The sequence below is a fragment of the Desulfoplanes sp. genome (assembly GCF_054921335.1).
This window is the reverse complement of record NZ_JBUDSQ010000007.1, coordinates 1-12,098: the sequence shown is the minus strand read 5'-3', so window position 1 is coordinate 12,098 and position 12,098 is coordinate 1. Positions and strand designations below refer to the sequence as shown.

The 12,098-nt window shown below is 57.1% G+C and carries 11 protein-coding genes; 4 read left to right on the top strand and 7 right to left on the bottom strand.

The window, feature by feature from the left end; all coding sequences use genetic code 11:
- Positions 1–24: 24 nt before the first annotated feature.
- The 7 genes from ACY692_RS02800 to ACY692_RS02770 form a co-directional block, all read right to left on the bottom strand.
- The gene (locus ACY692_RS02800) at positions 25–816 is read right to left on the bottom strand and encodes a lysophospholipid acyltransferase family protein (protein ID WP_462323813.1); all 792 of its coding nucleotides are present in this window, start codon (positions 814–816) and stop codon (positions 25–27) included.
- A 19-nt stretch (positions 817–835) separates the two neighbouring features.
- On the bottom strand, positions 836–1,096 hold the full coding sequence (locus tag ACY692_RS02795) for an acyl carrier protein (RefSeq protein WP_462323812.1): 261 nt from the start codon (positions 1,094–1,096) through the stop codon (positions 836–838).
- Positions 1,089–2,324 carry a beta-ketoacyl-[acyl-carrier-protein] synthase family protein gene (locus ACY692_RS02790; protein ID WP_462323811.1) on the bottom strand — a complete coding sequence of 412 codons (1,236 nt, stop codon included), beginning with the start codon at positions 2,322–2,324 and terminating at the stop codon, positions 1,089–1,091. The genes ACY692_RS02795 and ACY692_RS02790 overlap by 8 nt, the downstream gene beginning before the upstream one ends.
- On the bottom strand, positions 2,315–3,799 hold the full coding sequence (locus ACY692_RS02785) for a phytoene desaturase family protein (RefSeq protein WP_462323810.1): 1,485 nt from the start codon (positions 3,797–3,799) through the stop codon (positions 2,315–2,317). Before ACY692_RS02785 ends, ACY692_RS02790 begins: the two co-directional genes overlap by 10 nt.
- Positions 3,800–3,801: 2 nt before the next feature.
- Positions 3,802–5,016: a beta-ketoacyl-[acyl-carrier-protein] synthase family protein gene (locus ACY692_RS02780; protein WP_462323809.1), complete on the bottom strand. Its 1,215-nt coding sequence runs from the start codon at positions 5,014–5,016 to the stop codon at positions 3,802–3,804.
- On the bottom strand, positions 5,016–5,744 hold the full coding sequence (fabG, locus tag ACY692_RS02775; protein ID WP_462323808.1) for a 3-oxoacyl-ACP reductase FabG: 729 nt from the start codon (positions 5,742–5,744) through the stop codon (positions 5,016–5,018). The genes ACY692_RS02780 and fabG overlap by 1 nt, the downstream gene beginning before the upstream one ends.
- Before the next feature lie 609 nt (positions 5,745–6,353).
- Positions 6,354–6,788, bottom strand: a complete 435-nt coding sequence (locus ACY692_RS02770; RefSeq protein ID WP_462323807.1) for a hypothetical protein — start codon at positions 6,786–6,788, stop codon at positions 6,354–6,356.
- Between the two features lie 470 nt (positions 6,789–7,258).
- Between ACY692_RS02770 and ACY692_RS02765 the strand changes: the two genes are divergently transcribed.
- From ACY692_RS02765 to ACY692_RS02750, 4 genes are all read left to right on the top strand, one after another.
- Positions 7,259–8,443, top strand: a complete 1,185-nt coding sequence (locus tag ACY692_RS02765) for an iron-containing alcohol dehydrogenase (protein ID WP_462323806.1) — start codon at positions 7,259–7,261, stop codon at positions 8,441–8,443.
- Entirely contained in the window at positions 8,436–10,058 is a 1,623-nt protein-coding gene (locus tag ACY692_RS02760; protein WP_462323805.1) for a hybrid sensor histidine kinase/response regulator, read from the top strand. The genes ACY692_RS02765 and ACY692_RS02760 overlap by 8 nt, the downstream gene beginning before the upstream one ends.
- A 55-nt stretch (positions 10,059–10,113) precedes the next feature.
- Positions 10,114–10,743, top strand: coding sequence for an FMN-dependent NADH-azoreductase (locus ACY692_RS02755; protein WP_462323804.1), 630 nt, complete (start codon positions 10,114–10,116; stop codon positions 10,741–10,743).
- Between the two features lie 328 nt (positions 10,744–11,071).
- On the top strand, positions 11,072–11,983 hold the full coding sequence (locus ACY692_RS02750) for an ArsR/SmtB family transcription factor (protein WP_462323803.1): 912 nt from the start codon (positions 11,072–11,074) through the stop codon (positions 11,981–11,983).
- The last annotated feature ends 115 nt before the right edge of the window (positions 11,984–12,098 follow it).

Sequence of the window (12,098 nt, the reverse complement as noted above, 5' to 3'; positions counted from 1 at the left end):
TCCTTGGGTTGGGGGTGTGTCGGGTTATTGAGACGTTTGCTGCGTGCGTGGTGCAAGCATGGTCTGGCCGGCGATCATGCTTTTGACCTGTCGTCCCATCTTGAGATGGGCCAAGGGATCATGTTGGTCGAAGTTTTCGGGATGCACAAGGGGGAGCATATGCACACCTATGGAGTGGCGCCGTACTCTGAACTTTCCCTTGGGCAGAAACCTGCCGGTTCCCGTGATGCACACCGGTAAGATCGGGAATCCCGTAGCTATGGCCAGCTTGAAGGCCCCGGAATGGAAACGACCCATCTGCCCGGATGCGCTCCGGGTGCCTTCGGGAAAAATGATCAGGGTCATGTCGTTTTCCAGACGTTCCCGCGCCTGGCTGAGAAACTCTTCGTAACACATCCGCTCGGTATTCAGATATTTTGCCGTGTGCATGTACGGGCCGTAAAAAGGGATCCTGAAGGGCCATGAACGGACGGCGAACACGAGATTGTACATGGGCAGGATACCCAGACAGAACGCATCGAAAAACGAGAGATGGTTGGCAACGACAATGCATGTTCCAGGCAGGGGCTCCCCTGGCCCATGGGTAATCTGGAACGGGACGAAAAGCGAGACCAGTCGGACCCAGCCTTTGCCGTAGAACCAGATGATGCGGCGAACCGCCTGGCCGGGATCATGTCTCCCGCCCAGGCGCAGGATGATGTACACGGGCGGCGAGCAAACAATCGTCAACCCCGTGAGCAGGATGAATCCCGTGTAAAAAAGGAGGTTCATGGCAAGGTTGCCCACGGTTCGGGAAAAGGATGGCGGCGCGGTCATTGTTCCTACAAGCGGACCCTCAGGCCGCGGTCAGTTCGTCGCGTTTTGTGGTGATGAAGGTATACAGATCGGCCATGGTGGCTATCTGGGCGATTTGAGGGTCCTTGCCGATCTTGATGCCGAATTCCTGCTCCAGAACGATGACCATGTCCACGGCATCGAGACTGTCCAACCCGAGATCCTCCTTGAAGGATGCTTCCGGAGTCATCAGGGAAGGGTCCAGTTCGAATTCTTCGGCAAGGGCCGCGTTGGTGCGTTGGATGAGTTCTTTGTTAGTCATGCGAGTATCTCCTTAAGGCGATCGTGCAGTTGACCCCGCCCAGGGCAAAATTGTTTTTCAGTATGACCCTTGCATCGCATGGTTCCATCTTCTGCAGAAGATGGACACCGGTGCATTCGGGTGAGGGATGGTCCAGATTGAGGGTGGGAATGAGCATCCCCGTTCGGAGCATGTGTACACAGGCCGCAAGCTCCAGGCTTCCGCTGGCAGCCATGGTGTGTCCCAGATGTCCCTTGAGGCTTGATACGGGGATGGATGGACCGAAGACTTCATGGATGGCCCGGATTTCTGCCCCGTCGCCCCGAACCGTGCCTGTTGCATGGGCGTTGACATAATCCACGTCACCGGTTGCAAGACCGCCCTGCTCAAGGGACGCGCGCATGCACGCGGCCAGGGGGGCCGGCTCGGGATTGACGATGCTCGAACTGTCGGACGAGGTCGCGAACCCGACGATTTCCGCCAGAATAGGGGCGTTCCGCGCCAGGGCCGAATCAAGGGATTCCAGGAGCAATATACCCGCGCCTTCCGAACAGACAATGCCGTCCCGGTCCCTGTCAAAGGGGCGCGGGGTTTTTTCGGGCGTCTCGTTATAGCCCGTGGAGGCCGCGTACATGATATCGAAGGTGCCGATGGCCAGGGGATGGAATTCATCCGCCCCCCCGCAGAGCATGAGATCCTGCCGGCCAAGGGCTATGGTTTCATAGCCGAGACCCACTGCCTGGCATCCGGTCGAGCATGCGGCGGAAGGAGCCAGGGTTCTGCCTGTGATGCCGAGGGTTTGTGCCACATTGGCTGCGCAGGAATGCCCCATGATGCGGAAGAAAAGCATGGATTTGATCCGTTCGATGCTTTTGGTGCCGAGATATTCCTTGAAGAACGACTCCATGGTGTCCACGCTTCCCACCGTGGAACCAAGGGCGATGCCGAGCCGACCTCCGGTGACCGTTGGTCCATCAACATTCCCCCGCCCCAGAGCCTCCCATGCGGCAAGCAGTGCGTGGATGGACATGCGGGACATGGAACGACGGTACTTGCGGGGGACTTCCTTGGGGTCCACGCCTTGTACGTGCCCGGCGATCCTGGGACCCAGGCCGCCGATATCCTCAAGTTCGGTACACGCAGAGATACCGCTTTTTCCTGCTTCCAGCGCGGCGAACATGGTGCCGAGACCCTTGCCGAACGGCGAGACGCCTCCCATCCCGGTGATGACGACCCTTTTTAGGCGCATGCGATGAGTTCCTCTCTGAGGGTGTTGTGGCCGACAATGAAACCGCAGGTGAGAAATGCGGAGATGATGGCTCCGAGAATGCCCGGGGCCACAATGGATTGTCCTGCCAGTAAAAGACCCTGGAGCCGGGTTGCGGGCACCGGGTTGAATTGGTGGATGGAGTGGCGCGCTCCATACAGGCTGCCCGTGGGCGAATGGGTGTAATCGCGGACCGTCAGGGGCGTGGCTCCGTCCACAATGCGGATTCCGGACAACTCCGGGCACAGGGTTACGAGTTCCTCCCACATGGCATCCAGACAGCGTTTCTTCCGGTCCCTGTAGCCTGGGGGCCGTTTTCCGGTACGAGAATCCTTCCAGGGCGCAAAGTCCTGCATGCTGCCGGGTGCGATGGCCACGACTCCCCGTGGCCCGGCCGGATCGGACGGCGTTGAGGAGGCGATATAAAAAGGCCCTTGTTCGGGACGACGGTGCGTATCGAAAAACGAGGGAACATCCGTGTCGTGGCAGGCGAACATATTCCGATGTTCAAGAGAGCCGATGGGCTGGTCGGCAATGCCGAAGAGCATGCATGCCGAGGGGGTGTCCTCGAGGGTTGCCAGCCGTCGTCTGTAAATGGGGCGGAAGACGTCTGGAGGAACGAGATCCAGGAGCATCTTGGGGTGGGCCGTGCAGATGATTTGCGAAGTTTCCAGGACTCCACCCCGTTCCAATCGGACCGCCTGGATATCCCCGGCGGGAGAGAGAATGATCTCTCGTGCCCCATTGCCGCACATGAGTTCGACACCGGCTTTTTTCAGAGCTTTTTCAAAACCACGGACCAGGGTGATTCCTCCGCCCCGGATTCCGTGGACGGATTGATAGTAGGACCCCACGATTTTTGCGTGGTTGGAAAAGGGTGTTTCCTGTGGGGATACCCCGTACAGCAGGGAGTGCATGGACAGGATGGCCCCAAGGAGTGGATCGGTTGTCAGCGGATCCAGAACTTCGGCAAGGGATCTGTCGCTGGGGATGGACGTCAGCGATTCCAGAGAAAAGGAATGTTCCGGATTCAGAAACGGGGAAGAGGCAAAATCTTCGCGGACCGCATCCAGATAGGAGGCTATACCGGCAGCCTCTTTGGGAAAACATTCGGTCAGATAGGTCCGGAGACGTTCGTACCCAAAGGGGAGGTCGAAAGTGCGGCCCGTATCGGCGAACCGCAGACGGTCGAATCCCTGGTTGTCGTAGGGTACTCGGTCGATATCCTTGATTCCCAGATAGTTGAAATAGGTATCCAGGATCTCGTGTTCACCGTAACTTCCCAGGTAATGCAGACCGGTATCGAAGAACACCCCTTCTCGCATGAATCCGCGCAGCGTGGGCGCCGGTTTGGGGAATGATTCCACCAGAGCGACCCGGTACCCGTGCCGGGCCAGAATGAGCGATGCACTCATGCCGGAAATGCCCGCCCCTATGAGGACAAAATCATAGCGCATGCCTAGAACCTTAGTACCAGTGAGGCGTTGGTGCCGCCGAATCCGGCCGCGTTGCACAGGACGTTGCGCGGGGATCGGTGCACGGTTTCGGTAAGGATGTTCAGATGCACGGAGGCCGTGTCTGGTGTCTTGAAATTGATGTTCGGGGCGACGAATCCGTCCCTGGCCATGATGGTCGTGTACACGACCTCGGAGGCACCGGACATCCATAGTTCATGCCCGGTCATTGATTTCGTGGATGAGACCAGGGGGCCGTCATTCCCGAAGACATCCAGGATATTGTGGGCCTCCACATCATCCCCGGCAGGGGTCGAGGTGGCGTGGGCGCAGATATAATCGATATCCGAAGGGGGGAGATCCGCGGTGTCCAGGGCCGCGCGCATGGACCGGGCAAGCCCGCCGCGACTGGGCACGGAAAGATTCGCGCCATCGGATGAAAAGCCGTATCCGGCGACCGTGCCGAGGATTTTAGCTCCCCGTCTGACCGCCATATCATAGTTTTCCAACATGGCGATGGCCGCCCCGCCGCTGGGGATGAGGCCGTCGCGGTCCGCATCAAAAGGCCGACTCGCTGTGGCCGGATTTTCGGTGCGGGTGGAAAAAGCGTTCAAGCCGTCGAAACTGCACATGGACTGCCAATTGATTTCCTGGGCTCCGCCGCAGACCATCCTGTCCTGTCGACCCATGGCAATGAGATCCGCGGCCTGTCCCACGGCATGGGCACCGCTGGAGCAGGCCGAACTGAGGGTCCAGCAGGCTCCCTGGGCTTTGAGCAGGGTGCCCAGATTCATGCTCACGCAGGAAGTCATGGAGCGGAACACATGTCCGCTGCCGATGAGCGCGGTTTCACCCCGTTCCTGCAAACGGTTGACCTGGTCGATGGCCGCCATTGAGCTCGAGTCATTGCCGATAATGATCCCTGTCCGGTCGTTCCTAAGATCGTCCAGGGAGAGTCCGGAGATCTCGATGGCCTCCATGGCGGCGGCATAGGTCCACATGGCAAAATCGGGCATGGTCTTGCGCTGCTTCCGATTGAGCCATTTTTTTTCGTCAAATCCGTGTATCTGCCCCGTTAAGGATGAGGCAAAGCCAAGGGAGGTACGTTCCGGATCGACCACTACACCGGACCTGCCCCGGCAGAGGGCCTGGGAAACCGTGTCGACGTCATTGCCGATGCTTGAGATGATACCGATTCCGGTAATGGCGACCTTGTTCATCAGGTATGGATGCCTCCGTTGACGGCAAAAACCTGCCCCGTGATGTAGGACGCCTCGGGAGAGCAGAGAAAGGCCACCACACCGGCCACTTCGTCGGGAGTCCCCACGCGCCCCATGGGGATCTGGGGGGTGATTGTATCCAGGGGAAGACCGTCGATCATGCCGGTATCGATGAACCCGGGAGCCACCGCATTGACCAGGATGTCGCGCTTGGCGATTTCCACGGCCAGGGACCGGGTCGCCCCGATGAGTCCCGCCTTGGCAGCCGAATAATTGACCTGCCCGGCCACACCGGTCTCTCCGGAGGTGGAGGCTATATTGACAATACGTCCCCGGCGTTTGCGCAGCATACGGGGAAGAACGGTATGGGTGACGTTGAAAAAACCATTGAGGTGAACGGCCAGGACCTTTTGCCAATCCTCATTTTTCATCCACACCATGAGATTGTCGGCAGCATATCCGGCATTGTTGATGACCGCATAGGGAACGGTGTGTTCGAGCAGGGGGGCAAGGGCCTCGCTACAGGCCTTTTGGTCGGATACGTCAAAGGGAAGAAGGGTACACGAGCGTCCGGCATCCTGGATCGATTTTTCGATGTCCCGAGCACCTTGATGGTCGCTCCGATAATTGAGCCAGATATCGAACCCCTTGCTCGCAAGACACAGGGCAATGGCTTTGCCGATGCCCTTGGACGCGCCCGTGACCAGGGCTGTTTTTGGTGTTTGCATGGGAAGTTCCCGTGTCCGTCACGATCATGAAATAGGGAAAGCCTATAGATGACAACGGGTTGGTTTTGGATCGGTTACAGAAGATGACGCGGAATGTCGTTCAAATTTTACAAGCCGATTTGTCTAAAAAAGAAGGGGAGATTAAGTCAAGAAGGAACTCGTCATGATTTGGCCAACCATGGGGGCTGCCGTTATTCTCATCGGCAGATGAAGGTTACCTATTCCCGGTTTCCAACAGAAAGGCAGCGAGCTCTCCTTGTTTGATCCCCTTGTAGTCATTGCCAAATAGGGAGGCTATGCTCGAGAACGTGAGAAAATCTGTTTGATGAGGACGATGGTTTTCGGGTTTTTATTGTTGCTATTTTGTATATCCAACAGATTGGCAATCTGACGGGCGGGGACACAAGGCTGGGGACGGGAGACAGGCAACGGGAGACGGATGGCATCGGCAAGTAGCAAAATTCAGTCTAAAAGTAATAGCTGGCAGTCCGTAAACGCATCGCCGGGCAGAGGCCCGGCGTTCACGGAACTAGGCACGGCCTCATGCCGGGTTGTCGTGGTGGATAGTTGTTTTTTCCCAAGGCCCCGGTTTTTCCGGGGCCTTGGGGGTTATTGCGTGGGGGCGTTTGCTCCGGATGCTTCCTTGAAATCCTTGGTCAGGACCCTCCGAACGGCGTCGGCGAATTTGTCGAGTTCCTTGGGGAGGAGGTTGGTTTCGATCTCCTCGGCAGATCCAATGGCGGAAAACGGGCGGTTCAGTGAGCACAGCAGGCCCACGGAGACCGCCTTGCCGTTTTGCTCGACAATGGAGAGTATGTTTGATTGCTTGAAGCGCTGCGTGAGTTCTTTGGGAAACCACCCCATGTCCAGCAGTTCCTTTTTTGGGAAAAAAAGATAGCGGATGGCCATTGTCGGGGTTGAGATCGGTTGGTTTTGGAATCCCGCGTCCAGGTCGAGTCCCTGTTCTCTGGAGGCGTTGATCATGGTAAAGATATCTGAGGCAACGCTCTGGGCGTAGGTTTTTGAGCCGTTCGTCTGGTCCATGCTGCAGTTCCTTGTATTCCTGTGGTTGTTCAAAGATGTGGGCCCTGGCGGATGCACCCTGTGGTGCCTTTGGGTGCCATGGGGAACGTTGTGGGTCCGGTTTGGAAGCGGACCGGATTTTTTTGTCGGCGGTGGTATGGTCCCGCCGATGGAAAAGGGACATTGTCCTTGATTCTTGTGTAGGTCAAGTGCTACACATCACAGTATGAGTGCACTCCAGGCGGGATCGAAGACCATGATACATCGCAGCATTGCGGTTGCTCAATAAATCCCTGGGGGGATTGCCCGAATAGCTGGAGGAAGAAAACCGTGCGTTGTGCTATTTTCTGGAACGCGGACCCGGTAGATGAATCCTTGCTCCCCCCAATGCTACCGGCCGGCTTCCCGTCCGGTAGCTCCACCGGTGTCGTTGGGAGAACTGGGCCAAAAAGGATACTGGATACATAATCGAACCCTCGAAGGAGGTAGGAATGACACATAGACTCAATCTGGCCATGCGCAAGTTCGTGGCCCCGGAATTCGTTTTTGGACAGGGGGCTTCCGGACTTGTGGGACAGTATGCCCTGAACCATGGGGCGAACAGGGTTTTTGTCGTTACCGACAGTGTGGTCCGGGAGCAAGCCTGGTATGCGGGGGTCATCGACTCCCTTGACCGGAGTAAATTGGGGCATGATGAATTTTTTGGGATCAGCCCCAATCCCCGGGCCCTTGAAGTCATGGAAGGGACCACGGCCTATGACGCGTCCAATTGTGATCTGCTGGTGGCCATCGGGGGCGGGAGTGTCATGGACTGTGCCAAAGGGATCGCTATCGCCAGTGCCAACAACCAGCCTATCACCGGATTCGAGGGAGTGGACAAGATCCCGCAACCCGGTCCTCCCCTGATCTGTATCCCCACGACATCGGGCAGTGCCGCGGATGTGTCCCAATTCGCGATCATTAACGACAGCACCCGCAGGGTCAAGATCGCCATTGTCAGCAAGCTGCTCGTTCCCGATGTCTCCCTGCTCGATCCCGATCTGACCGTGACCATGGACAGGGATCTGACCGTGCACACCGGATTGGATGCCCTGACCCATGCCTTTGAGGCCTATACGTCCAAGGCCAGGTCGCCGGTGACCGATGTTCATGCCCTCGAGGCGGTCAAACGGGTGGTTGGGTTCCTGGGTATCGCTCGGGACCACCCCGAGGATATCGAGGCCCGCGGCGAGGTCATGCTGGGGAGTCTTTTCGCCGGCCTGGCCTTTTCCAATGCCATTTTGGGCAATGTCCACGCCATGGCCCATAGTTTGGGCGGGTTTCTCGATCTCCCGCATGGGCTATGCAACGCCGTCCTCCTCGACTATGTGGTCGACTACAATTTCGACGTTCTCCCCGGGCGCTATGTTGAACTTGCAGCGGCCATGGGTGCCGAAGGAGTGCGTCCCGACCGCCCCGCAGCGGAGCAGAAAGACGCGGTCGTACGTTCCATCAGGAAGCTCAAGGCCGATCTCGGGGTGTGTTCCTGCCTCAAAGAGATAGGTGTCAGTCCCAAGGATATTCCGGAATTGGCGGCCAAGGCCGTCCAGGATGCCTGTGCATTGACCAATCCCAAGGAAACCAGTCTCGATGGGATGACCGCTATTTTTCAGGCGGCTTTGGAGGGCCATGACTAATATGTCGAACGATCTTGAAAAGCTCATGGGGCTTGGGGAGCGGTCCACGCGCAAGTCCTATTATCCGGAGCTACAGACGAAGATCCGTGAGTTGGAACGGTTCAACATGATCCTCAACCGGAGCCATGACATTTTGATCATGGCCGATTGTGGGGATGACCGGATCGTCGACTGCAACCGAACGGCCTACAAGACCTTGGGCTATCGGCGCAAGGAACTCATTGGGTTGGCCATTGACCGGGTCTTCTCTTCGAGAGTCATGGACATGGCCCGGAAGATGGGCAGACCCCAAGGAGTCCGTTTTGCGGAAGTGACCGGGGAGTTGTCCTCGGCCTCTGGAGAAACCATTCCGGTCGAGGTTGGTCTGCAACGGATAAAATATGAAGAAACCTGCTACCTGGTTTTTGTCATGAGGGACATCTCCAAACGTGTCCAGGCCCAGGAGGACAGGCACCGGCTGGAACAGCAACTGCTGCAGTCCCAGCGTATGGAGACCATCGGGACATTCGCCGGTGGGATCGCCCATGATTTTAACAACCTGCTCCAGATCATCTCGGGCAATGTCCAGATGCTCGGGATGAAAAACAGGGACGAAAATCTCAAACGGCATATCCAGGCCATTGACCAGACCACGCTCAAGGCGAGCAATCTGGTCCGACGACTCCTGACCATCAGCCGCAGGGTCGAGAGCAGCAAGCGCAGGCTCTGTTTGAACGATACCATTCGCGAAGCCATGGCCCTGAGCGAACGGCTCATCCCGCGGATGATCGCCATGGATATCCAGCTTGAGCCGGATCTTCCGTCTGTCCTGGCCGATGCGGTACAGATGGAACAGATCATTTTAAACCTTTCGAGCAACGCCTTTGATGCCCTGGCCGGTGAGGGCAAGATCACCATTTCCACCCGCTTGATCCATCTGCATCCGGATGATGCGGACAAGTATCTCGATTTGACACCCGGTGAATATGTCCAGTTTTCCTTTTCCGACAATGGTCCCGGTATCTCCGCTGATGTTCGGGCCAAGATATTTGACCCCTTTTTCACCACCAAAACGGTGGGCAAGGGAACGGGCCTCGGACTGTCCACGGTGTACGCCATCGCCAAGGAGCATGGGGGGCATATATCCTGTTATTCCGCCCCCGGTCAGGGGACAACGTTCAGGATTTATCTCCCTGTGGCCCCGGAGGAGAATGGCGCCAATGAGCCGGTACGTTCAACGGTTCCGGCCGGGGAGATGCCCGATCTGGAGGGGACCACGATACTGGTTATCGATGACGAGGAGATGATCGCCGATCTGACCAGGGAAGTCCTCGAGTCCCTGGGGAGCAGTGTCATCTCCGCCTCCAGCGGCGAGGAAGGGGTCGGGATTTTTGAGAGGCGGCATGCCGAGATCGATCTCGTGCTTCTCGATCTGGGTATGCCGGGCATGGGCGGGGAACGCTGTCTACAGCGATTGCAGGAGCTGAATCCAACAGGACGATATATTGTCGCCAGCGGATATCTCGGGCACGATATCGCCAGGGATCCCCATCGATTCGGAGCGGCGGCCTTCCTGGAAAAACCCTTCCAATCGAAGAGCCTTGTGGCCAGTATCCAGGAGGTTTTGAGCGTATAGATCCGAGAACGGGGACATGATCGTGCGACCATGCCAACAGTCAGCCAAGGAGGACATGATGACAAAGATTATGTATATCAAGGCATCACCCCGTGGTAACCGTTCCCATTCAATGCATGTGGCGGATTTTTTTGTCGAGGAATGTCTTCGGCTCAGGCCGGGGACCGAGGTATTGGCCAGGGATCTCTTTGCCATGGATCTTCCCCGGTTGGACGACCGCATGCTCGGGGCGAAGTACAACATCATGCATGGGCGCGAGCACTCCTCCGAACAGCTTGACCGTTGGCGGGAAGTGGAGCGGGTGATCGATGATTTCAAGAGTGCGGACCGGTATGTGTTTGCCGTGCCCATGTGGAATTTTTCCCTGCCCTATCCCCTGAAACATTTTATCGATGTCGTTGCCCAGCCCACCTACACCTTCAGCGCCGGTCCCCGGGGGTACGAGGGGCTTCTCAAGAACAAAAAGGGGTTTGTGGCCTATGCGCGGGGCGGGGATTATCCGGTAGGTACGGAGCGTGAAGCCCTTAATTTTCAGTCAGCCTACCTCGAATTCATGCTCGGATTTCTGGGTATAGCCGATGTGGCCAGCGTGGCCGTGGAACCAACCCTCGGGGGCATCGGCCTGCGGGATGCGTCCAGAGACAGGGCCCTGGAAAAGGCCCGGGGGATCGCTGCCGGCTTTTGAGGTGGGGGTGAAAAAACCTGTGGAGCGGTTGTTTACCGTTGTCTGAACGCCATGCCGGGTGTGATCCGGGATGGCGTTTTTTGTGTCAGGGCGGGGCATGTCTCGTCTCTACGGTGTGCCGTGATCCTGTGGGCCGTATCGATCGGGGTGACGTTGCAGGGCCTGGTGGTATGAGTGACGCCGGAGACCGGCAAGCGACCTATCCCCTAACATGGACAACTATCATGTTCAGTGCAATTTCTCTTGACCCTGATCCGTTCCAAAGATATTCGGTTATCTCTATATCAGCATATCTTGATATTTAATTTTTAGCATCTACTCGATATTTATGGATATTCTTGCCTGCTGCAAGGCCTTTGCGGATATCACCAGGGCCCGTTTGGTCAATGTGCTCCACCACTATGAACTCAACGTGGGGGAACTCGTTGCCGTCATGGGCATGGGGCAGTCCCGTATCTCCCGGCATCTGAAGATCCTGAGCGATTGTGGACTGCTCATCTCCCGCCGGGACGGATTGTGCATGTTCTATCGGACAGCCTCCGAAGGCCCGGCCGGGACGTTTTTGGGCTGCGTGCTTCCGCTCATGGAGCAGGAAGATGTGCTTGGCAGTGATCTGGTCCAGGCGGCAGAGGTGGTCCGCGATCGGATCAACAAGACCCGGCATTTTTTCGACTCCATTGCCATCTCCTGGGACCGGTTGAGCAGCGAGGTTTTCGGGGAGATGGACATTGCCCGGGAGATTTTTGGAAGGATACCGGAATGTATGACCATTGCCGATCTGGGGTGCGGTTCGGGGAGCCTCTTGTCCGGTCTTGGGCAGAAGGCGGACAATGTCATTGGCGTGGACTGTTCTTCCAAGATGCTCGAACTGGCCGACCAGCGTGTTGTCACTGGTGATGGGGTCAGTCTGCGTATCGGGGAGCTGGAGCATCTTCCCCTCCGGGATGGGGAGACTGATTTCGGGATCATGTCCATGGTTCTGCACCACATCGTCAATCCGGAGGCCGCTATTGGCGAGGCCGCACGCATTCTCCGTCCGGGTGGCGGTTTCTTGCTTGTGGATTTCATGCTCCACGGCAATGAGTCCATGCGCACGGACTATGGGGACCGCTGGCTCGGGTTTGCCGAAGATGAGGTCAGGGCCTGGCTGGATCGAGCGGGGTTTTCCCTGCTCGCACTGGATGCCTTCCCCGTGAACAAGGGGCTGGTGGTTAATATTTTCAAGGCAAAGAAGGTGTAAGGCGGTTTTAGGTTTTATGTGTTAGGTGTTAGGTAACAGCCCGCTGTATCAATTTAAATGCGTATGTTTTTACTTAAAACCTAAAACGTAACACCTAAAACCAAACCACGGAGAT